Below are 21,857 nucleotides of genomic sequence, written 5' to 3'. Positions count from 1 at the left end.
AGGAAACAGAAACAGCTCCCCACCAACTCGACCGGCGGGAGGGGCTCCCCGGCCACGCCGGTCGCCGCGCGCGGCGGCTCAGCCCTTGGGCACCTTTGCGGCGGCCACGTCGGACGGGTAGTCGTCGTAGAAGTCGACGTAGCCCTTCTCGCGGCCTGCGAGCACATACAGCTTGTCTTCGCCGACCTTTGTGAAGCCCTCTTCGCGCAACTCCACCTTGCGGTTCTTGTAGGTGGACGTCTGCTCGAAGTCGTCGACGACCCGGATGAACAGCGGCACCGCGTACGCGGGCAGATGGCCGTACAGGTGTTCGGCGATCTCTTTCGGATCGAGGTCTGAGCCGTCGCGAACCTTGACCGCCCCCATCCCCGCACGGCCGTCGGTCTTCTCGATCTCGACGCCGTAGACCACCGACTGTGCGATCGCGGGGAACGAGTCGAGCGCAGCTTCGACCTCGGTAGTGGCGACGTTCTCACCCTTCCACCGGAATGTGTCGCCGAGACGGTCGACGAATGCGATGTGCGCGTAGCCCTGATCGCGCACCAGGTCTCCGGAGTTGAAGTACGAGTCGCCCTCGGTGAAGGCGTCGCGGATCACCTTCTTCTCGGTGGCCTCGGGATCGGTGTAACCGTCGAGGGGAACGCGCTCACTGATCTCGGCGATCAGCAGACCGGTCCCGCCCTTGCCGACCTCGGTGAGGTGGCCGTGCTCGTCACGCCTGGGTTCGCCGTCGTCGTCGTACTCGACGATCTTGTACGGCAGCGGACAGAAGCCTGCCGTGCGCTTGACGCTGAAAGCATTGACGAAAGCGAGATTCAGTTCACTGGCGCCGTAGAACTCGACGATCCGGTCGATCCCGAAACGCCCGGCGAACTCGTCCCAGATCTCGGGACGCATCCCGTTGCCGATGATCACCCGGACCGCGTGCTGCCGGTCGGTGGGCTTCTCCGGCTGCGCCAGCAGGTACCGGCACAGCTCACCGATGTAGCAGAAGGCCGTGGCGCGGTTCAGGATCACCTCGTCCCAGAACTTCGACGCGGAGAACGACCGGCCGATCGCCATGCACGCACCCGAGGCCAGCACAGATCCGAGCGACACCGACAACGCGTTGTTGTGGTAGAGCGGCAACGGGACGTACATGGTGTCGCTGTGCTTGAGGCGCACGGCGAGACCGCCGATGCCGGACAGGTTCGCCAACCACCGGTTGTGACTCATCACGCTCGCCTTGGGCATCCCGGTGGTCCCCGAGGTGAAGATGTAGAACGCCTTGGTCGACGCGGGCAGGGTCGCCGTCACCGATGGGTTGGCATCCGATCGCCCCTCGGCCGCCGCGTCCAACTCGGCGAAATCGAACACCTGCGCGGGCCGTCCGTCTGCGGGGATCGACTCGAACGCCTCGGCGCAGTCGGGATCGTGCACCAGCACCTTCGCGTCGAGCAGGGCAACGCTGTGCGCCATCACTTTTCCGCGCTGGTTGTAGTTCAGCATCCCGGCGACCGCACCGAGCTTCACCGTTGCGAGCATCACCATCAGATCGGTCGGTGAGTTCTTGGCGAGGATTGCCACCACGTCGCCCTTACCCACCCCGCTCTCGACGAGCACGGCCGCGTACCGGTTCACCCGGCGGTTCACCTCTCCATAGGTGAGCGACCGGCCCTCGAAGCGGATGAAAGGACGGTCCGGGTGCGCCTCCGCGTGCTTCTGGAAGATCGAACCGATGGTGCGCTTGGCCTCGGGTGGCCGCCGGACGAGTCCCGGCGCGTGCTTGAGCATGCCGGGGGCCTGCGGCGCCATCTTCACGACGCCGCGGATCAGGTCGGTGAGTCCGACTGCGGTGTGCGTATCACTGCTCGACATCAGTTGTGTACTCCGCTTCCTCGTGCACTGGGGGATCCCGGCCGGGTTCGACAACGATCGTTGTCGAACATCTCGTCTACCTTACCGAGCAGTAGCAAACCGGATGGCCATTGGCACCGATTCGGCGACGAGCAGCCGGTCGAGGGCGTGGCGGGAGACGAATCCCTGCCCCCGCAGATCGTGCAACCAACCGAGCAGCGGCGCGTAGAAATCGAACGGATCGAGGAGTACCACCGGCTTGTCGTGCATGCCCAGATATCCGGCCGTCCAGGTCTCGAACAGCTCCTCGAGGGTGCCGATACCGCCCGGCAGCGTGATGAAGCCGTCCGCGCGGTCGTCCATGAGGCGTTTACGCTCGCGCATCGTCTCGGTGACCACCAGCTCGTCGGCGCCGAGGTCGGCGACCTCGCGTTCCATCAGCGCGCGCGGGATGATGCCCACGGTGGTCCCGCCCGCCGCTCTCGCTGCCTCTGCGAGGGCGCCCATCATCGAGATGTTGCCGCCACCGGACACCACGGTGTGTCCCGCTGCGGCCAGCGCCGTGCCGAGGTCGGCGGCCAGCTCGAGAAAGCGCTCGTCGACCGGCCCGGATGCGCAGTAGACGCAGATCGCGCTCATCGACCACCACGTCCGGCCGCGGCCGCCGCGATGATCTCGACCGCCTCGGCGGGCTCGTCCACGAGATACAACAGATCCAGATCGTCGGGCGAGACCATTCCCTTGCTCAGCAGCACCTCTCGCATCCAGTCCACCAATCCGGACCAGTGATCGCGGCCGATCAGCACGATCGGGAATCGGACCACCTTCTTCGTCTGCACGAGGGTCAAGGCCTCGAACAGCTCGTCGAGGGTGCCGAATCCGCCTGGCAGACAGACGAAGGCCTGGGCGTACTTGACGAACATCGTCTTACGCACGAAGAAGTAGCGGAAGTTCATGCCGACATCCACCCACTTGTTGAGGTGTTGCTCGAACGGCAATTCGATGTTGAGACCGATCGACTGCGCACCGGCATCCCAGGCACCCCGGTTGGCGGCCTCCATGGCACCCGGGCCACCGCCGGTGATCACCGCGTAACCCGCCTCGCCAAGAGCCCGGCCGAGCCGCACGGCGAGGTCGAAGTCGTCGGAGCCGGGCACCAGCCGGGCAGACCCGAAGACGGTGACCGCCTCGGCGACTTCACTCATCGCGTCGAAACCGGCGACGAACTCCGATTGGATGCGCAGCACCCGCCACGAATCGCGCATGGTCCGCTCGGCGCGCAGGTCGTCGTCGCGTGGATCGACCCATTCGAGAAGCCGACGATCTGTGGTCTGGCTCGGCTCGCCGGGGTCCCGACGGACACGTACCGGCCCGACGTAGCAGGTCTCGAGATCGTCGGGAGCCGGCACGTCTCCGGCTCGGTGACGGCCCGGTTCGTCGGCAGGATCAGCGGATGACATGGCCATCACGCTAATGGCTATTCGGACAAGAACGCACGCAGGAGACCGGCGACCTGACCGATCTGGCTCACCGGCACACGTTCGTCGACCCGATGAGCCAGATTCGGGTCGCCCGGCCCCAGGTTCACCGCCGGCACACCCAACGCCGAGAACCGAGAGACGTCGGTCCACCCGTACTTCGCGCGGAATCGGCCGTCGGCCGCCGCCACCAGTGCGGCAGCCGCGGGATTCGACAGACCCGGCAACGCCCCGGCGGCGGAATCGGTGACCTCGAAACGCAGTTCGCCGTCGGCGAGTTCGGCCGCGAAGACCTCCCGGACATGTTCGGTGGCCTGTTCGGCGCTCCGATCGGGCGCGAACCGGAAGTTGACGTCGACGTAGGCCTCGTCGGGCACGACATTTCCGGCCACGCCGCCGCCGATCCCGACCGCGGACAGACCCTCCCGGTACTCGCAGCCGTCGATGTCGACGGTCCTCGGCCGGTATCCCGCCAGGGTGGTCAGGACTCCGCCGAGCTTATGGATTGCGTTGTCGCCCATCCACGATCGAGCCGAGTGTGCACGTACGCCCGATGCCCAGAGCCGCGCGCGCATGGTGCCCTGACAACCCGCTTCGATCAGTCCGGCCGTCGGCTCGCCGAGGATCGCGACGTCGCCGCGAAGCCATTCGGGCAGTTCCCGCTCGATGACGCCGAGACCGTTGTACTCGGCGGCGATCTCCTCACAGTCGTAGAAGATCAGCGTGAGGTCGTGGGCCGGCTCCACCATCGTGGCCGCGAGGTGGAGGAAGACCGCGTCACCCGACTTCATGTCGACGGTGCCACAGCCGTGCAGCACCTCTCCCTCGGTCTCGTCGTCCGTGCGTCGGTGTGGGAGGTTGCCGGCCACCGGCACGGTATCGAGGTGTCCGGCGAGGATGACGCGGCTCGGCATGCCGCGATTCGTCCGGGCCAGCACCCGATTGCCGTGCCGGACCACCTCGAAACCAGTTGTCTGAGCGCGCAGAGCTGCCTCGACGGCATCGGCCACCGCTGTCTCATTGCGGGATTCGCTCTCGATGTCGACGAGGGCGGCGGTCAGCTCGACGGGGTCGGCATGCAGATCGAGAACGGGCGTGGTCACCGGTTCACCGTAACGCGTGGCCACCGCGACGACGACGGTCGCGGGACCGCCACCGTGCTCATTTCTCGTAGCGGGGTTCGTACAACTGGACGTCGAATCCGCCCGGCACCCGGAAGTAGGTCACGAGCCCGTAGCCGTGGTCCGCGATGTCCTGGGTGAACTCGACGCCGCGGCTTTTCAGTTCCTCGACCGTCTCTTCGATCCGGTCGCAATAGAACGAGATGTCGGCGGTTCCGGACGGGGGGCTCATGCCGTCCGTCGGGTGCACGCCGAGGTCGGCCTCCGGTGTGTCGAAGATGAGCCAGCCACCACCTGTGTCGGTGGACGGCAACTGCAATTTCTCCTTGATGAAGTCACGAAGTGCTCGTTCTTCGGTGGAGTAGAAAAGGCCGTGCATACCGCGGATCATCTGGGCCTCCAGATCGGAGTCGTCGTCGGGTTCGGCGTGAGGTGAATGTACTCCTCCGCCGTCCGGCCAGGTGCGCTGTCGGGCTGTCCGAAACGTACAAGACCGGGCGTCGTCCACGCAGTACCGTCACCGGCATGACCTCTGACAATGCACCCCGCCCGACGTTGAACGCGCTCTCGATCGTGACCGAGGACATGTCCGCGGCACTCGACTTCTACCGACTCTGTGGACTCGACATCCCGGCGGGTGCCGAGAACGAGCCGCATGCCGAGGCGGTGGCCGGCGGCCTCCGCCTCCTCTTCGACACCCGTGACGTGGTCGCATCCTTCACACCCCACTGGAGCGAACCGTCCGGCGGGCATCGCATGGCCCTGGCCTTCGAGTGTTCCGCACCGGACCAGGTCGACGCGCTGCATGCCCGTCTCGTCGAGGCGGGACACGTGTCCTCACGGGAACCGTTCGATGCGTTCTGGGGTCAGCGGTACGCGGTGGTCCTCGACCCCGACGGCAACCCCGTCGACTTCTATTGCCCGCTGGCCTGATTCACCGACGAATCTCCGGGTCGCGCCGGCAGATACCACGACGGACCGTGTCCGGTCAGTTCGACGAACTCGCGATGCATGTGCGACTGATCGGCGTAGCGATGGCGACACGCCGTCGCGGCGACGCCCCGTCCGGCCGCCAGATCGCCGAGCGCGGCGCGCATCCGGAAGATCCGCTGCAACGTCTTGGGTCCGTATCCGAAGAACCGCGACGAGTGGCGATGAAACGTGCGGACGGTCAGCCCGAACCGGTCGGCACACTCGTCGACCCGCACACCCGCGGCAAGATCATCGGCGGCCGCGGCGAGCCACGTCGGGGGATCCCACGTCCTGGTTCGGGCGATCTCACCGAGCACCGTCGCGGGATCGTCGGCCTCCGACAATCGAGAACACCATCGGTCCGACACGATGCCGGACCAGAGGTCGGCGAGATCCACCCGCTGGTCCCGCAGTCGCTCGGCCGGATGCCCGAGGATCGCGGGCGCCATCCCCGGCGGCAGACGCAGACCGACCATCGACTGCGGGCTGTCCGCGCGGTACCGGTACGGACCGGTATCCGGCCCCGCGACCAGCACCCGTCGGCCTGTCCAGATGAGGTCCATGCAGCCGTCGGGCAGGACCGTCGACTCCCCGGCCGCGTGCCACGCGTGCCACACCGTCGCGGCGCGCTGACCCGCGTGCCGGTCTGAGGTCGTCGAGACGGTCACGAATCCGAGTATTCCCCCATCCCGGTAGGCTGTCCTCCCGTGACGACGAATGGCGCTTACGCAACCGGCATTGCCACCGTGACCAACGGCGGATCCGCTGATCCCGGAGTGGTCCTCGACGTATGGTTCCCCACACCGGAACTCGACAGTCCGGCGACGTCGGAGACGGTCGTGCTCGACGGTGACGATGTCCCGTCGACGCTGCGCGAGCTGGTCGGTACCGACGGGGCCCGCGGCGTCAAGACCGTTGCCGTGCGCACCTCGATCACCGACCTGTCGTCGCCGCCGGCCGACGCGTACGACGTCTACCTGCGGCTGCACCTGCTGTCCCATCGGCTGGTGACCCCACATGGCACCAACCTCGAGGGCATCTTCGGCCTGCTGAGCAACGTCGTGTGGACCAATTTCGGCCCCTGCCCCATCGAAGGCTTCGAGGAAACGCGTTCGCGCCTGCGCTCACGCGGACATGTCACCGTCTACAGCGTCGACAAGTTCCCGCGCATGGTCGACTACGTGCTGCCCGGCGGAGTGCGTATCGGTGATGCCGATCGCGTCCGTCTCGGCGCGCACCTCGCACCGGGCACCACCGTCATGCACGAGGGCTTCGTCAACTACAACGCGGGCACGCTCGGCTCCTCGATGGTCGAGGGTCGCATCTCGGCAGGCGTGGTCGTGGGCGACGGTTCCGACATCGGCGGCGGCGCCTCCACCATGGGCACGCTGTCGGGTGGCGGCAAGGAGATCATCGCGTTGGGCAAGCGCTGCCTGCTGGGCGCGAATTCCGGCTGCGGCATCCCGCTCGGTGACGACTGTGTCGTCGAGGCGGGCCTGTACGTGACCGCGGGAACCAAGGTCACCGGGCCGGACGGTTCATCGGTCAAGGCCCGTGAGCTCGCCGGGCAGTCGAACCTGCTGTTCCGCCGCAACAGTCTGACCGGGGCGGTCGAAGTGGTGCCGTGGAAGGGCGACGGAATCGCCCTCAACGAGGCATTGCACAAGAACTGATGTCAGATGCGGCCTGAGTCCCGACGGCCCGTCGGACTCAGGCCGTCAAGCGCGCCGCGGCCGCGTCGATGCGTTCATCGGTGGCGGTCAAGGCCATCCGGACGTGCCGGTTGCCTGCCGGACCGTAGAAATCGCCGGGCGCCACGAGGATGCCCCGATCGGCGAGCCAGTCCAGCGTGACCCTGCTGTCCTCGTCGCGGGTCGCCCACAGGTAGAGACCTGCCTCGGAATGATCGATCCGGAATCCCGCTGTCCGCACGGCAGCGACGAGCGTGTCCCGCCGCGCCCGATAGCGGTCCCGCTGCGCCTGCACATGGGTGTCGTCGTCGAGGGCCGCGACCATCGCGCCCTGGATCGGAAACGGCACGATCAGGCCGGCGTGTTTGCGGACCGCGAGCAACTCGGCGATCAGCGCACGGTCGCCCGCGAGAAAACCGGCCCGGTAGGACGCCAGATTGGAGACCTTCGACAGCGAGTGCACCGCGATCAGCCCGGTGTGGTCGCCGTCGCTGACCCGGGGATCGAGGATCGAGTAGGCCTCGGTGTCCCATGCGAGCCCGAGATAGCACTCGTCGGACACGATGATCGCCCCGCGCTCGCGAGCCCACGCGACCATCTTGCGCAGGTGCTCGACACCGAGCACCTTGCCGGTGGGATTCGACGGCGAGTTGAGAAAGATCAGCGCGGGCGACGTCGGGCCCAGTTGGACGGTCGAGTCCGCCCGCACCGGTGTCGCACCGGCCAGGATCGCACCGACTTCGTAAGTGGGATAGGCAACTTCCGGGATCACGACGACCTCACCCGCACCGATCCCGAGTGTCGACACGATCCCGGCGATGACCTCCTTGGTGCCGACGACCGGCAACACGGCGGACTCGTCGAGGCCGGTGACGCCGTAGCGGCGGCTCATCGCACCCACCGCGGCGTCGCGTAACTCCCGGATGCCGACCGTGGTCGGGTAACCGGGGAACTCCGACGCCGACGCCAGTGCCGAGCGGATGACCGGGTCGACCGGGTCCACCGGTGTACCGACCGAGAGGTCGACGATGCCGTCGGGATGCCCGGCAGCACGTGCGCGCGCGTCTCCGATGGTGTCCCAGGGGAAGTCGGGGAGAAGACTGCTGACGCGCCGTCGTGTCACGAATCCGGACGTACTCACCGCGTCAGGTCATTCCTCTTCGTTCATCGGAGGCAGGCCCTTGATGAACGCGGGATCATGGTCGGTCTTGCCGACCTTGCTCGCGCCACCCGGCGATCCCAGGTCGTCGAAGAAGTCGGCATTCGCACTGACGTACGGCTCCCACTCATCGGGCACATCATCCTCGTAGAAGATCGCCTCGACCGGACACACCGGTTCGCAGGCGCCACAGTCCACGCACTCGTCGGGCTGGATGTAGAGCATCCGACCGCCCTCGTAGATGCAGTCCACCGGGCATTCCTCGACGCACGCCCTGTCCAGGACATCCACGCAAGGCTCCGCGATGATGTAGGTCACCACACTCTCCTTCGCTGCAAACTCGGGTCGACGACGATCACACCTGCAGCGGGTTCGTCGTCGGACGGCGCGTGGGCTGGACGCGCCGCGTTGCGGACCGCCCGGCCAGGCCTTCGGGGGCTGGTCGCAAGAGGGTCCAGGGCCAATCGTATCCGTCCGTGGCGAAGCCCTTTGACACCCGCCCCGTGCTCACGACGTGGGAGTAATGGGGATCACACTCACCGCCCCGTTGCGATCGTCGCGCGTCCAATTCTCGACGTCACCGAAACTGCGCGGGACTGTTGTGTCCGTGACCGAGTACGAACGCAACCGCGACATCCCACACGGGAAGTGTCCGGACTGTCGAACCTGACCGCCCGATCCCACATCCTTCGACCTCCCTTCGACTCGGAGACCACGATGACAACGACGTTACGCCGCCCCGAACCCCGCTTCGAACCAGCGCACGCCCGTTCGGCCAACCTGCCGACACGATGGCGCCCGGCCGATCTCCTGCGCATCACAGATCAAGGCGTCGCCGACGTCCTCGACGGCGCCTACGACCATCTCCTCCCGGAACGATGGGACCCGGTCGAACGGTGGGCCGCCCGCCTGGACGCCACCGACGATCTCGACGTCTGGCTCATCAGCTGGACACCGGATCGTTCGACCGAACTCCACGATCACGCCGGCTCGCTCGGAGCGCTCACGGTGCTGACCGGTTCGTTACGCGAGTATCGGTGGATCGGGAACCGACTGGCGTTGCGGATCCTCGGCGCCGGGGACCAGGCCGCGTTCCCACTCGGATGGGTCCACGACGTGCAACGTCATGATGCCGTGGCGGTCCGGCCCGACGACACCCGCGACGTGGCATCTGCCGACATCATCACACCCACGCTCAGCGTGCACGCCTATTCGCCGCCGCTGACCGCGATGTCGTTCTACGCTGTGACCGATCACGCCACCTTGCGACGGACGCGGACCGAACTCACCGACCAGCCGGAGTGACCGACATGCCGACGATCGACGACCTTCTTCTCGAGGCCCGCGAACGCCTCCAGCGCCTCGATCCGACCGAGGTGGCCGAGGAGATCGCGACCGGGGGTGTCCTCGTCGACATCCGGCCCGCTGCCCAGCGCGCCGTCGAGGGCGAGGCGCCCGGCGCGCTGGTGATCGAGCGGAACGTCCTGGAGTGGCGTTGCGATCCGGCCAGCGATGCGCGCCTTCCGGAGGCCGTCGATCACGACGTGCGCTGGATCGTGTTGTGCTCTCAGGGATTCACGTCGAGTCTCGCCGCGGCCGCCCTGCAGCAACTGGGCCTGCATCGCGCCACCGACGTCGTCGGCGGGTGGGAAGCGCTACGCGCCGTCGATGCGCGCCCGCGATCGTGATCCCGGGACCGCCGAACCTCACGCCGATGCGGGCGCACGTTGTCGGGACCGGGCACGGCGTCGGCGCACCCCGTCCCGGGGCGCACGCTCGGCGGGAAATGCGCACGGTCGGCGTGGATCTGCGCCCGGTCGGCGGAGTGCAGACGGCGCGCGGGGGCGGGCGACGGGATCAGGCGACGGCGGGCCAGGGACGGCCGCGCGGGGTCACCTCCGCGGCGAGACCCGTGGTCGGATCGGCGACAGCCGCGACGTGCCCGGCAAGTGACGGGTCGATCCAGCCCGAACCGAGAACATACGGCGGCTGAGCCGTGATGCGTTCGGTCAGCTTGTGGCCTGCGGCGGCGGTGATGTCCGCCAGTACCTCGAGATTCGGCCACGGCCGCTCGGGGTTCACATGATCGGGGGTCAGCGGCGACACCCCGCCCCAGTCGTCGATACCCGACGCGATCAGGGCCGCACACTCCGCCGACGACACCAGATTCGGCGGGGCCTGCACACGCATCCCCGGCCCCAGGACGATCCTGGCGACCGCGACCGCAGCGAGGAACTCGGTCATCGCCGCGTCGGGTGTGCCCCGCATCGCGGTGTCGGGTTTCGCCCGGAAGTTCTGCACGATCACTTCCTGGATGTGTCCGTGCGTCCGGTGGATGTCGGCCATCGCCAGAATCGATTCGGCTCGCTCGGTGAGGGTTTCGCCGATCCCCACCAGGATCCCGGTGGTGAAAGGGATCCGGGCGACGCCTGCGTCGCGGAGCACCTGCAGCCGCACGAGGGGATCCTTGTCCGGACTCCCGTAGTGCGGCTGACCCTTCTCGGTGAACAACCTGCGCGACGTGGTCTCCAGCATCATCCCCATCGACGGCGCGACCGGTCGTAGCCTGCGCATCTCCTCGACGCTCATGACTCCGGGATTCAGGTGCGGTAGCAGGCCGGTGTCCTCGAGGACCGCCACCGCGGCGGCACGCACATAGTCGAGCGTCGAGGTGTACCCGCGCGCCGCGAGCCACTCGCCGGCCTGCGACCAGCGGGCCTCGGGACGGTCGCCGAGCGTGAACAACGCCTCCTTGCAACCGAGTTCGGCCCCCTTGCGGGCGATGTCGACGACCTCGTCGAGGTCGAGGTACATCCCGTGCCCCTCGCGGGCCAGCTTGCCGGGCACGGTGACGAAGGTGCAGTAGTGACAGCGATCGCGACACAACCGGGTGAGCGGGATGAACACCTTGCGCGAGTAGGTGATCTGATGGTCGCGACCGACCTCCGCGAGGCCGGCGTCACGGATCCGGCCCGCGATGTCCTGCAGCTCGAGCAGGTCGTCGCCGGAACACGCGAGCAATGCGGTCGTCTGTGCCAGGTCGATCGGTTCTCCGGTTCGCGCCGCCGCCAGGGCGGTCGACGTCGTTCCCGCGTCGGTCATCGGTCCAGACCTCCTTCGTCGTGGGATCGGGGTTCGATCAGGTACGGCTGCGGGTCGAAGGTGCCGTTGCGTTCTCGGAACGACACCGCGGTACCCGGCCACAACAGCGTCAGCCGCCCGCTTCTCGAGTCCACATACCAGCTCTCGCAGCCGGTCAGCCAGACAGTCGACGCGCTGCGCTCGTCGATCTCCCTGGTGTAGTCCGCCTCGGCGTCCGCGGTCACCTCGAGCGAACGAGTTCCACTGTCCGCCAGGAAGTCCAGCGCACCCACCACGTAGTCGAGCTGGGTCTCGATCATGTAGATCGCGGAGTTGTGACCGAGGGCCGCGTTCGGACCATCGAGAACGAACATGTTCGGGAAACCGGCGACCGTTGTCGAGGCATAGGAAACCATGCCGTCGGACCAGTGATCGGCGAGTATCCGGCCGCCGCGCCCGCGGATCCGCGTGGCCGCAGGCGGTCGGGTCGCCTCGAATCCGGTGGCCATCACCAGGACGTCGAGGTCGTAGGTGTTGCCCGTGACGGCACGCGCCTTGCATTCGAACACCGATTCCAGCGCGCTCGACTCGAACACCACGTTCGAGCGCTCTAATGCCGGATAGAAGTCATCGCTCAAAAGTATTCGCTTGCAACCGATTTCATACTCTGGCGTTAACGCTTCCCGCAACGATGGGCGCTCGATCTGCCGGTGCAGATGCCCCAGCGCACGGTCCCGGATGACGTCGATGTCGGGTCGGAGGCCGAGACGCTGAGCGAATGCCTTGTCCGCGTCATGGAGCATCCGTTCGCGCAGCGCCTGCGCGTTCTCCGGTACGAGCAACTCGGCCCGTTCCGAGTCCGACAGCCGACGGTCCTCACGCGGCACCACATACGGGGGCGTACGCGAGAACACCACGAGTTCTTCGGCGATCTCGGCCAGGTGCGGGATCACCTGGACGGCCGACGCACCGGTACCGACCACACCGATCCGCTCGCCGCCCGAGAGCAGGTCATCACGCCAGGACGCGGTGTGCACGATTGTGCCGGTGAATGATTCGAGACCCTCGACGTCCGGCAGGTGCGGTTCGGACAGCCGGCCGACCGCCATCACCAGCACCCGTGCCCGGATCGGGCCCGCCTCGGTGGCCAGCGACCAGACCGCACCATCGTGGTCCCATACCGCCTGCCGCAGTTCGCAACCGAGTCGGATATGTGACGCGAGGCCCTCCTCGTCCACGGTGCGTTGCAGATACTGCTGGATGTCGGCTCCGCGCGGATACAGCGTCGCCCAGTCCGACGGCGGGCGGAACGAGAACGAGTACAGGTGCGCCGGGATGTCACAGGCGATCCCGGGATAGGTGTTGTCGCGCCAGGTGCCACCGACCGCATCGGCACGTTCGAGGACCACGAAGGATTCGGTTGCGCGTCGCGCCAACTGCGTCGCCATCCCGATCCCGGCAAACCCGGCGCCCACGATCGCGACGTCCACGTCCGTGGGCGTGCCGGCGCCGACATCGGTCATCGGCGCACCTGCGGGATGGACACGAGGCGGTCGGCGGGCGGATCGGCGTGAGCGGTGGTGCGCTGGCGGGGCGTCCGCCCGATGCAGGCAGCGATGTCGACGAGTTCGTCGACATCGAGGACACGGTCGGCCTCCTGTCCCGCCTCGGGCATCAGCTCGCCGTCGAGCAGCAGTCCACCGATGTCGTCGACGCCACCCCGCAAGACCTGCTCGACGACGTCGCGGTCCAACTTCGTCCACGCCACCTGGAGATGATCGAAGTGACCGAGCGTCAGCAGCCGCGCGACAGCATGGACAGCGCGGGTCTCACGTTCGGACACGGTGGCGGTCGCCACCCCGTCCAGATGAGGTCCGGCATTGGCGGGGATCATCGGCATCACGATCAGCTCGCTGAAACCGCCGGTACGACTTTGGATCTCGACGAGCAGACGAAGGTGGGCGATCTGATGCCGCGGCGTCTCGACGTGGCCGTAGAGCATGGTCGCGGTGGAGAACAGTCCCACCGCGTGCGCCGCCTCGATGACCTCGATCCACTCCCCCACTGCCGGGGCGCGACCGCCTGCGAGCAGAGACCGGACCTCGTCGTCGAGGATCTGCGCGGCCGTACCGGGCACCGAGCCCAGGCCGGCGTCGCGCGCGGCGCGCAGGAAATCAGGGATGGGGATGCCCATCCGGTTCGCCGCGTCACGCACCTCCGGCGGGCGGAACGCGTGCAGATGCAGATCCGGCGCGGCGCCGTGTACCCGTTCGATGAGACGCAGATATTCGTCGGCGGGGGCGCCGGCCGGGACCGGCCCCTGCATGCAGACCTCGGTGGCCCCCAGGCGCCACGCCTCTTCGACCAATGCCTCCACGGGCGGCACGTCGTCCCGTCCGGCAGAGACCACCGCGGTGTCGAGGTTGCGGTTGACCACAAAGGTCACCGTGTCGGGATCGGTCACCTCACGGCGCGCGGAGTCGGCGAGCGCACACAGCGCCTCGAGCTCCGGACCCGACGCGCCGAGCAGGGCCACCCACTCGTCGTCGGTCATCGACGCCGGATCGTCGGCGACGTGACGCAATGCTTCCCGGGCTTCGTCCACCGCGGCGTGCGCGTCCCGAGCCCACTCCCGCAGGACCATTCCCTCACTGTAACCGCACCCCGGCGAAGCCTTACGTCGCCTCGAGCCAGGTTCCGCCACGTCGGCGGTGACGTGGTCAGACGTCATCGGGTGTCGGCAGGCGCCCCGACCACGCAACGGCGGCCGGCAGTCCCGCCCCGATCGCCAGCAACGCCAGGGTCGGCAGCATCAGCACCCCGTCCGGGAGCAGTTCCACGTCACCGCCGGGACCGGGCAACGCGCCGATCACCAGCGCGAGGAGCCAGGCCAGCAGCGGGAAATATCGCACCGGCCCGTCGGTGTAACTCGAGGCCAGCCAGAGCAGGACGGAGTTGACCACGCCCGCGACGACGGCGGCCACCGGGATCGCGACACCGCCGAATCGTAGATATGCGAACGCCACGGACATCACGCCGACCACGAAGCCGTCGAGGACGAGGAAGGCGAGCAGGATCCGATCGGACCACCGCATCAGCCGACCCCGGCGAAGAGATCGATCTCGCGGCCCGGGCCCATGAGCTCGCCCGCACGGCGGTCGGTCCGGACGAAATGCTCGCGATCGAGGACGGGCTGCAGGATGTTGTTGGACAGGGCGTACTCGGTGCCGGACCCGGCCACCGTCACCTGCGTGGCGTGCGCCGCCAGCGCTGCCGCCTTCAGGTGCAGCTGGGGCCGGACGTCGATCTCCGTGGTGATCACCTCGTCCGGATAACTCGGCAGCTCGCCGTCGCCGGGCATGCGCCACGCATCCGGGACGCGCTCGGATGCCGCGGTCAGACCGGCCATGAGCGCCGAGCGCTCGGTCACCGACTCGTACACCTTCAGATCGCGACCGAGACGGTCCACGGCCCGCGGCACCGCCGCGACCGTGGTCGCATGAACCAGCATGTGGTCCGGGTGGCCGTAGGTGCCCGCGTCGTCGTAGGTCACGATCACCTGCGGCGCAAAATCCACGATCTCGGCAACCAGTGTGGCCACCAGGTCGTCGAAGGGCGCCCGGACCAGGGCACGCGGGTGGTCGGCCGACGGCGATCCGGCCATCCCCGAATCCCGCCACCGCCCGGCGCCGCCGAGGAACCGCGGACGCAGCGGTTCCCGACCGGCCGGGGTGAGCGCCGCGAGAGCACGGGTCAGTTCGAGGACGCGGTAACCGCCGAGCTGGTCGGCGCCACCATCGGCGGCCAACTGCGACCATTCGTCACCGATGACCTCGCCCTCCTCACCGAGGGTGAATGTCAGAACGCGCACGTCGACGCCCTCGGCGAGGTACCTGGCTATGGTGCCGCCGGTCATGATCGATTCGTCGTCGGGATGCGCGTGCAACAGCAACAGGCGCCGGTCCACGGGTACCGTCACGACAGCTCCCAGGACACCGCGTCGCCGTAGATCCCCACCTGGATCGGGCCCGACAGCGGCACGTTCTTGACCTGATCGGTCCGCCCCACGAACGTGCTGTCCTGGTACAGCGGCAGATAGACCGCCTGGGCGGCGAGCAGCGGCTCGGCCTCGGTGAGTTGCGGGATGGGGTCGGCTGCCGACAACGCTCCGCGTGCCAGCGCGATCAGTGCCGGGTCACACACCCCGGAGATGTTGCTGGCGAATGAGTCGCCCGGACCGGCGTCGAACTGTCCGGGGGCGACACTGGTGGGAGTCGGTGGTGTCGACAGGGATGGCGCGGTGCCCGGCTTGGGCTGATCGCAGTCGACCTGCGATGCCAATGATGCCGCCGGCGGGACCCCGAGTCCGGTCCAGCCGACGACGAGATCCACGCGAGCGTTGGTCAAGGCGACGCCGTACAGCTCGTTGTTGGGCAGGGTGACCACGCTCGCCCGCACCCCCTGGCCGCGTAGCTGATCGACGATGTTGGACGCCGCGGACGTCGACCGTGGATCGCCGGTGGTCGCGCCGACCCGCACGGCGAGATCCTGGCCGTCCTTGCGGTAGGGCGCGATCCCGTCCGGCAGCGGCTCGGTCTGCGGAGATGCTTCCGCGGAACTCGGGGACGCGGCGCTCTGGAAGGGCGGGGTCGTCCCCGTGGTCTCCGACGTGCCGGCGGCGGGGGCCTCGCTGTCGGCCTTCACGCGCTGATAGCCGGCGTCGGCCAGCAGACCTGTCACCTCACCCGCCGACGGCCGAGGCCGGGCGACAGGGAAGTAGCCACGGTCCGTCGGGGCGAAAACCGTGTTGGCATACGGCGTCACGATGTCGTCGCCGGCACCGGCGAGCGACACCAGTCCCGGATCGATCATGCCGAGGATCGCCCGCCGCACCTGCAACGAACGCATCGTGGTGGTGCGCGCGTTGACGCCGATCGACAGCGCACGCGACGTCGGGTTGCGCTGCGTCTGTAGCCCCGGCACGGCGGCGAGCTCCGCCGTTGTCGCGGGACCGGTGCTGACATTGGCGATCGACGAATCGCCCGACCGCACTGTCGCGACCATCTGCGATGCCGTACCCGCCCGGCGCAGCACCACCTGATCCAGCGTGGGCGGCTTCATCCAATACCGGTCGTTGCGGACCAGCCGTACCTCGTCACGGGTCTGATCGATGGACACGACCGCGTACGGCCCCGCCGAGACCGGCTTCCCGCTGTCCATACCGGTCTGGAATCCGGCGGGCGCGCCGCGCAGCACGTGGCTCGGCAGGAGGTCGGTGAAGAGCTGGCGCCACGCCGGGTAGGGCCGCGCGAAGGTCACCGCCACCTCCTTGCCGCCGGCCCGCGACTGGACGGAGTCGATCAGGCGATAGCCTGCCGGCGCGACCGTGTTGGGCTGGCGCGCCATCTGCTGCCAGAGATAGGAGAAGTCGTCACCGGTCACCGGGAGACCGTCGGACCACTGCGCGTCTGTCTGGATGTGGTAGGTGACGGTGAACGGTTCGGTCGAGGTGACGTCGGCCGAGGTGATCAGCGCGTCCTGACGCTCCCAGACGACGCCGTCTGCGGTGTCGACCGGCCGGAAGGCGCTCGGCAGGGTCATCGCGGCGATCGCCGTGGTGACCGTGCCCTGGTCGGCCCCGAGGTGCGGATTGAATCCGCCGCCCACCGAATCGGTCGCGATGTAGACGGTCTTCTCGGTCGGGTACTCGGCAGGGGTTGCCGGCGGCGCCGTCTCGCGTACCGGAGGTGGCGGATTCGCCGAGCACGCTGCGCCCACCAGCACGATGGCCCCCAGCAACGCCGGCAACCTGCCGTGACGACGGGTGGCCCGCACCGACGATCTCAGCTGCCAACGACTCACCAGCACCACCCCCACGTCATGGGTGCCCGGCGCACATCGTCCGGGCACTCGGCCTTGCCCTATCCCGCCGCCTGATCGCGCGACTTGGCCCGCGAGCGTTCGCGGGCGCGCGTGGACGCATCGAGGTGCACCTTACGCACCCGGACGACCTCCGGTGTGACCTCGACGCACTCGTCGGCGGCGCAGAACTCCATCGCACCCTCGAGGTCGAGCTGCATCGGCTTGGCCAGGGTTTCCATCACGTCCGCCGACGACTGCCGCATGTTGGTCAGCTTCTTCTCGCGGGTGACGTTGATGTCGAGGTCCTCGGCGCGTGGGTTGATGCCCACGACCATGCCCTCGTAGGTGTCCGCGCCCGGCTCGACGAAGAACGTGCCACGGTCGGCGAGCTGGATCATCGCGAACGGCGTGACGCTGCCGGTGCGGTCGCTGACCAGTGACCCGGTGTGACGGGCCCGGATCTCGCCCGCCCAGGAGTCGTAGCCGTCGAACACCGCATTGGCGATACCGGTGCCGCGAGTCTCGGTGAGGAAGTCGGTGCGGAAGCCGATCAGGCCGCGCGAGGGCACGATGAACTCCATCCGGACCCACCCGGTGCCGTGGTTGTTCATCTGCTCCATGCGGCCCTTCCGGGCGGCGAGCAGCTGGGTGACCGCACCGAGGTACTCCTCGGGGACGTCGATGGTCAGGTGCTCGAACGGCTCCTGCACCTTGCCGTCGACCTTGCGCGTCACCACCTGCGGCTTGCCGACGGTGAGCTCGAAGCCCTCACGACGCATCTGTTCGACGAGGATGGCCAGCGCCAGCTCGCCGCGGCCCTGCACCTCCCAGGCATCCGGACGGCCGATGTCGAGGACCCGCAACGACACGTTGCCCACGAGCTCGGCATCGAGACGCGACTTGACCATCCGCGCGGTCAGCTTGTGACCCGACACGCGGCCTGCCAGCGGTGACGAGTTGGTGCCGATGGTCACCGAGATGGCAGGCTCGTCGACGGTGATCCGCGGCATCGGCTGCGGGTTCTCGAGATCGGCGAGCGTGTCGCCGATCATGATCTCCGGCATACCGGCGACCGCCACGATGTCGCCTGCGTCCGCAGATTCGGCGGGCGCCCGGTCGACGCCGATGGTGGCGAGCAGTTCGGTGATCTTGGCCCGCTCGATCACGGGTTCACCGTCGACCTCCCGGCACCACGAGATCTGCTGCCCCTTGCGAAGCGTCCCGTTGTGGATGCGCACGAGGGCGAGACGCCCCAGGAAGGCCGAGGCGTCGAGGTTGGTGACGTGCGCCTGCAGCGGGGCGTCGGGGTCGCCCTTGGGCGGCGGCACATGCTCGAGGAGCACGTCGAAGAACGGGTCGAGGTTCTCCCCGGCCGGCACCTCGCCGTCGGCGGGCTTGACGGTGCTGGCGATCCCGGCGCGCCCGGAGGCGTACAGGATCGGCAGGTCGAGAACGAGTTCGGCGGCCGCGGCCGCTTCGTCGTCGAGGTCCGATGCGAGATCGAGCAGGAGATCCTGCGTCTCGTCGACGACTTCCTGGATACGCGCGTCCGGACGGTCGGTCTTGTTCACCAGGACGATGACCGGCAGCGACGCCGCGAGCGCCTTTCGCAGGACGAAGCGCGTCTGCGGCAGCGGGCCCTCGGAGGCGTCGACGAGCAGGACCACCCCGTCGACCATGGACAGACCGCGCTCGACCTCACCACCGAAATCGGCGTGACCGGGGGTGTCGATCACGTTGATGATCACCTCGGTGCCGTCGGGCTGGCGCCGGTGGACCGCGGTGTTCTTGGCGAGGATGGTGATGCCCTTCTCGCGTTCGAGGTCACCGGAATCCATCACGCGGTCGACGAGCTCGGCACGTTCGCCGAAGACGCCGGACTGACGCAGCATCGCGTCGACCAGCGTGGTCTTGCCGTGGTCGACGTGCGCGACGATCGCGACGTTGCGGAATTTGTGGACAGCGCTCACTGAGCTCTCTTTCACTGCGGTTCGTACTTGAGGTCGGGCTTGGGGCGCGGCGGCGGAACGGCGCGACAGGGCGGCCGGCCGGTCCCGTGGCGATCGCCGGCGGACAGGTCAACCTGTACAGGGTATCGGTCGACCGCCTGAGACGGTGATCACATCGCACCGACAGGCCGAAGTTAGGGGATGCTAACGTCCGCATATGGGCAAGGTGAAGCCGGCTGACGTGTGCGACCTCAAGGCCAAGAAGAAGTGCTGCCGGAAGTCCACACGGTGCGTTCGCTGCCCGGTGGTGATCCACCGGATGCGCAAGCTCGACAGTGCCCAGCTGTCCAAGAAGCAGCTGGGCAAGGCACTCAAGAAGGCGCGCGCCGCCTGATCTCGGGGTCACGCCGTCGGCGGCGGCGCCTCCCTCTCGTCCGCCGAGCGAACCGCGACCGCACCGGCCACCGCGACGATGCCCACGGCCTCCATCGGCGTCGGAACCTGTTGGAGCACAACCACCCCGACGATCGACGCGGCGACCGGGAGCAGGGCAAGCAGGATGGCGAAGCGGGCTCGGCCCACCTGCCGGAGCACCACCTGATCGAGCGCGTAGGGAATGGCCGTCGACGCCAGGCCGAGTCCGAGCCCGAGCAGCAACAACCGCGCGGTCGGCGCGTCACCGGCGAAGGCCGGGCCGAGGAACATCGCGAGTGGTGACGTGAGGACCGCCGCCACCACGAAACCGGTCGCCAGATCCTCCAGCCCGCGGCCTCGCTGTGCCACCCGTTTGCCCAACACGATGTAACCCGCCCAGCATGCGGCCGCGACCAGTGCCAGCACCACACCGACCGCCGTCCCCTCCCACCGGACGTCCGCGATCATCAACACGCCGGCCACGGCCAGGCCCAGCGCCACCACGTCGCGTCGCGTCCGCGATCCGAACGCCGCGACGGCGACCGGACCCAGGAATTCGAGTGCCACCGTGGTCCCCAGCGGCAGGCGGGCCAGCGCCTCGTAGAACGCGATGTTCATGGCGGCGGTGATGAGTCCGAACGCGGCGGCGAGGACCAGGCGCGAGGGCCGCCACGCCGCCCGGCCCGGCCGCACCCATATGACCAGCACGAGCGCGGCACCGGCAACGCGCAACCAGGCGACCGCACCGGGCGACAGCGTGTCGAAGAGGTCGACGGCGATCGCCGCCCCGAGATACATCGAGACCGCGCCGACGATCATCAGCGCCGGTGCGCTGACCCGGGTGCCGGACCCGGACATCATTCGAGTGCGGTGAGGAGTTCGGGTATCCACGCGGTGTCGGCGGGCACCAGCCGATCGTCGTGGGTCAGCGCGCTCAACGCGGCGGCGTCCACCCATCGCAGGGCCCGATGCTCGGCGGGCCGCGGGGTTCCCGCGACGATGCGGGCCCACAATGCGACCAACGTGAGCCCCGCCGGCAGATCCACGGCCTCCCGCAAGGTACCGCCGACGGACACCTCGACCCCGAGCTCTTCCATCAGCTCTCGGCGCAGGGCGGCTTCGGCGGTCTCTCCTTGCTCCACCTTCCCACCGGGCAACTCCCACCGTCCGGCGACCTCGACCGGATACCTGCGCTGCGCGAGCAGCAGTCGACGACGGCCCGGATCCAGGATGGCGCCCGCGACCACCAACCGGCGCCCGTCGGCCTCCGACGCACTCACGGCCCGATCACCGCCACACGCTCGGCAACCATCCGCAGGCCCACGCGATCGCCCACCGCGACATGCTCGGAGGTCACCGCGTCGACCTCGCCGATGTCGGTGACAACCCGCAGCCTGCGACCCGCGGGTAGATCGGCGACCGCCGCGACCACACCGACCACGTCGTCGTCGGCGCCGGCGTGGACCGCGTGCATCGACTCCGCACGCAGTCCCAGTTTCCGGTGCCCGTCCGGCACGTCGAGACCGACCGGCCCGAGATCGGTCTGCGCGACGGCTCCGTCGAACTCGGCCTCGATGACCGTCGTGACCCCCAGGAACCGCGCCGTCCACGCGTCGACCGGACTGCTCCAGAGCCGTTCCGGCACATCGGTTTGCACGAGTTCACCCGCACGCATCACCGAGATCGTGTCCGCCATCAGCGCCGCCTCGTTGTGGTCGTGTGTCACCACGATGGTGGGCGTGGCCGCATCCCGGACGATCTCGGCGATCTCGGTGGCCAGCTGGTCCCGAAGCAGTCGGTCGAGTGCCGCGAGCGGCTCGTCGAGCAGCAGCAACCGTGGGCGTGGAGCGAGGGCGCGGGCGAGAGCGACACGCTGGGCCTGGCCGCCCGACAGCTCGTCGACGTCGCGGTCGGCGAGATCGGGCAGGCGCACCAGATCCAGCATCTCGTCGACCCGGGCTCGAATCGCGGCCCGCGACCAGCGCCGCATCCGTAACCCATAGGCGATGTTCGATGCGACCGTGCGGCCGGGGAACAGCTGTCCGTCCTGAAACACCACTCCGAAGTCGCGGCGGTGTGCAGGCTGGTCGACGAGGTCGTCACCGTCGAAACGAATTCGGCCGTGGTGCAAGGGTTCCAGACCGGCAACCGCCCGGATCAGCGTCGACTTACCGCAACCCGACGGACCGAGGAGCGCGGTCACCACCGAGCCCGAGGTGCCCACCGTCCAACTCAGGTCTTCCAGGACCACATCAGATCCGTAGCGGACCCCAACATCCTCGATCTCCAACATG

23 protein-coding genes are annotated in these 21,857 nt (G+C 68.3%); 5 read left to right on the top strand and 18 right to left on the bottom strand.

The window, feature by feature from the left end; translation table 11 throughout:
* Window positions 1-78 precede the first annotated feature (78 nt).
* The 5 genes from GTV32_RS00805 to GTV32_RS00785 all read right to left on the bottom strand — a co-directional run bounded on the left by GTV32_RS00805 (window position 79) and on the right by GTV32_RS00785 (window position 4,814).
* On the bottom strand, window positions 79-1,857 hold the full coding sequence (locus GTV32_RS00805) for a long-chain-acyl-CoA synthetase (protein ID WP_161058542.1): 1,779 nt from the start codon (window positions 1,855-1,857) through the stop codon (window positions 79-81).
* A gap of 81 nt (window positions 1,858-1,938) precedes the next feature.
* Window positions 1,939-2,475 (bottom strand): TIGR00730 family Rossman fold protein, encoded by a 537-nt coding sequence (locus tag GTV32_RS00800; protein WP_161058541.1) that lies wholly within the window; start codon window positions 2,473-2,475, stop codon window positions 1,939-1,941.
* The gene (locus tag GTV32_RS00795; RefSeq protein WP_161058540.1) at window positions 2,472-3,296 is read right to left on the bottom strand and encodes a TIGR00730 family Rossman fold protein; all 825 of its coding nucleotides are present in this window, start codon (window positions 3,294-3,296) and stop codon (window positions 2,472-2,474) included. Before GTV32_RS00795 ends, GTV32_RS00800 begins: the two co-directional genes overlap by 4 nt.
* A gap of 17 nt (window positions 3,297-3,313) precedes the next feature.
* Complete coding sequence (dapE, locus tag GTV32_RS00790; RefSeq protein WP_161058539.1) at window positions 3,314-4,417, bottom strand: succinyl-diaminopimelate desuccinylase; 1,104 nt, start codon at window positions 4,415-4,417, stop codon at window positions 3,314-3,316.
* 58 nt (window positions 4,418-4,475) lie between these two features.
* Complete coding sequence (locus GTV32_RS00785; protein WP_161058538.1) at window positions 4,476-4,814, bottom strand: VOC family protein; 339 nt, start codon at window positions 4,812-4,814, stop codon at window positions 4,476-4,478.
* Between the two features lie 146 nt (window positions 4,815-4,960).
* Here GTV32_RS00785 and GTV32_RS00780 point away from each other — a divergent pair, with 146 nt between their 5' ends.
* On the top strand, window positions 4,961-5,368 hold the full coding sequence (locus GTV32_RS00780) for a VOC family protein (RefSeq protein WP_161058537.1): 408 nt from the start codon (window positions 4,961-4,963) through the stop codon (window positions 5,366-5,368).
* On the opposite strand, the gene GTV32_RS00775 is transcribed toward GTV32_RS00780, so the two are convergent.
* Window positions 5,350-6,075, bottom strand: coding sequence for a helix-turn-helix domain-containing protein (locus tag GTV32_RS00775; protein WP_343287167.1), 726 nt, complete (start codon window positions 6,073-6,075; stop codon window positions 5,350-5,352). The two genes, GTV32_RS00780 and GTV32_RS00775, sit on opposite strands and share 19 nt — an antisense overlap.
* A gap of 39 nt (window positions 6,076-6,114) precedes the next feature.
* Here GTV32_RS00775 and dapD point away from each other — a divergent pair, with 39 nt between their 5' ends.
* Window positions 6,115-7,080, top strand: a complete 966-nt coding sequence (gene dapD / locus GTV32_RS00770; protein ID WP_161058536.1) for a 2,3,4,5-tetrahydropyridine-2,6-dicarboxylate N-succinyltransferase — start codon at window positions 6,115-6,117, stop codon at window positions 7,078-7,080.
* A 37-nt stretch (window positions 7,081-7,117) separates the two neighbouring features.
* On the opposite strand, the gene dapC is transcribed toward dapD, so the two are convergent.
* Entirely contained in the window at window positions 7,118-8,239 is a 1,122-nt protein-coding gene (dapC, locus tag GTV32_RS00765) for a succinyldiaminopimelate transaminase (RefSeq protein WP_161058535.1), read from the bottom strand.
* 9 nt (window positions 8,240-8,248) lie between these two features.
* Entirely contained in the window at window positions 8,249-8,578 is a 330-nt protein-coding gene (fdxA, locus tag GTV32_RS00760; RefSeq protein WP_161058534.1) for a ferredoxin, read from the bottom strand.
* Window positions 8,579-8,974: 396 nt separating this feature from the next.
* On the opposite strand from fdxA, the gene GTV32_RS00755 reads away from it, so the two are divergent.
* Together GTV32_RS00755 and GTV32_RS00750 are read left to right on the top strand one after the other, a co-directional pair.
* The gene (locus tag GTV32_RS00755; protein WP_161058533.1) at window positions 8,975-9,562 is read left to right on the top strand and encodes a cysteine dioxygenase; all 588 of its coding nucleotides are present in this window, start codon (window positions 8,975-8,977) and stop codon (window positions 9,560-9,562) included.
* Window positions 9,563-9,567: 5 nt separating this feature from the next.
* Complete coding sequence (locus tag GTV32_RS00750; RefSeq protein ID WP_161058532.1) at window positions 9,568-9,945, top strand: rhodanese-like domain-containing protein; 378 nt, start codon at window positions 9,568-9,570, stop codon at window positions 9,943-9,945.
* Between the two features lie 169 nt (window positions 9,946-10,114).
* On the opposite strand, the gene cofG is transcribed toward GTV32_RS00750, so the two are convergent.
* From cofG to typA, 7 genes are all read right to left on the bottom strand, one after another.
* Window positions 10,115-11,359 (bottom strand): 7,8-didemethyl-8-hydroxy-5-deazariboflavin synthase CofG, encoded by a 1,245-nt coding sequence (gene cofG, locus GTV32_RS00745; RefSeq protein ID WP_161058531.1) that lies wholly within the window; start codon window positions 11,357-11,359, stop codon window positions 10,115-10,117.
* Window positions 11,356-12,861, bottom strand: coding sequence for an NAD(P)/FAD-dependent oxidoreductase (locus GTV32_RS00740; RefSeq protein WP_161058530.1), 1,506 nt, complete (start codon window positions 12,859-12,861; stop codon window positions 11,356-11,358). Before GTV32_RS00740 ends, cofG begins: the two co-directional genes overlap by 4 nt.
* Window positions 12,858-13,982: an FO synthase gene (locus tag GTV32_RS00735; protein ID WP_161058529.1), complete on the bottom strand. Its 1,125-nt coding sequence runs from the start codon at window positions 13,980-13,982 to the stop codon at window positions 12,858-12,860. The genes GTV32_RS00740 and GTV32_RS00735 overlap by 4 nt, the downstream gene beginning before the upstream one ends.
* 76 nt (window positions 13,983-14,058) lie before the next feature.
* A complete protein-coding gene (locus GTV32_RS00730) occupies window positions 14,059-14,433 on the bottom strand; it encodes a facilitated glucose transporter (protein WP_161058528.1) in 375 nt (124 codons plus the stop codon).
* The gene (mshB, locus tag GTV32_RS00725; RefSeq protein ID WP_343287166.1) at window positions 14,433-15,317 is read right to left on the bottom strand and encodes an N-acetyl-1-D-myo-inositol-2-amino-2-deoxy-alpha-D-glucopyranoside deacetylase; all 885 of its coding nucleotides are present in this window, start codon (window positions 15,315-15,317) and stop codon (window positions 14,433-14,435) included. Before mshB ends, GTV32_RS00730 begins: the two co-directional genes overlap by 1 nt.
* Window positions 15,314-17,173, bottom strand: coding sequence for an ABC transporter family substrate-binding protein (locus GTV32_RS00720; protein WP_343287422.1), 1,860 nt, complete (start codon window positions 17,171-17,173; stop codon window positions 15,314-15,316). The genes mshB and GTV32_RS00720 overlap by 4 nt, the downstream gene beginning before the upstream one ends.
* A gap of 86 nt (window positions 17,174-17,259) precedes the next feature.
* The gene (gene typA, locus GTV32_RS00715) at window positions 17,260-19,170 is read right to left on the bottom strand and encodes a translational GTPase TypA (RefSeq protein WP_161058527.1); all 1,911 of its coding nucleotides are present in this window, start codon (window positions 19,168-19,170) and stop codon (window positions 17,260-17,262) included.
* A 196-nt stretch (window positions 19,171-19,366) separates the two neighbouring features.
* Here typA and GTV32_RS23095 point away from each other — a divergent pair, with 196 nt between their 5' ends.
* Window positions 19,367-19,543 (top strand): hypothetical protein, encoded by a 177-nt coding sequence (locus GTV32_RS23095; protein ID WP_202421534.1) that lies wholly within the window; start codon window positions 19,367-19,369, stop codon window positions 19,541-19,543.
* A gap of 8 nt (window positions 19,544-19,551) precedes the next feature.
* Here the strand turns inward: GTV32_RS23095 and GTV32_RS00710 are convergent, their stop codons facing one another.
* From GTV32_RS00710 to GTV32_RS00700, 3 genes are read right to left on the bottom strand one after another with little or no spacing between them, the layout of a single operon-like run.
* Window positions 19,552-20,421, bottom strand: a complete 870-nt coding sequence (locus GTV32_RS00710) for an EamA family transporter (RefSeq protein ID WP_237421627.1) — start codon at window positions 20,419-20,421, stop codon at window positions 19,552-19,554.
* On the bottom strand, window positions 20,421-20,843 hold the full coding sequence (locus GTV32_RS00705) for an NUDIX domain-containing protein (protein WP_343287165.1): 423 nt from the start codon (window positions 20,841-20,843) through the stop codon (window positions 20,421-20,423). The genes GTV32_RS00710 and GTV32_RS00705 overlap by 1 nt, the downstream gene beginning before the upstream one ends.
* Window positions 20,840-21,856, bottom strand: coding sequence for an ABC transporter ATP-binding protein (locus GTV32_RS00700; RefSeq protein ID WP_161058526.1), 1,017 nt, complete (start codon window positions 21,854-21,856; stop codon window positions 20,840-20,842). The genes GTV32_RS00705 and GTV32_RS00700 overlap by 4 nt, the downstream gene beginning before the upstream one ends.
* Window position 21,857: the final 1 nt, after the last annotated feature.

Source organism: Gordonia sp. SID5947 (assembly GCF_009862785.1).
GTDB lineage: Bacteria > Actinomycetota > Actinomycetes > Mycobacteriales > Mycobacteriaceae > Gordonia.
The sequence above is the reverse complement of the archived record's forward strand: the minus strand, read 5'-3'. Positions and strand labels throughout refer to the sequence as shown.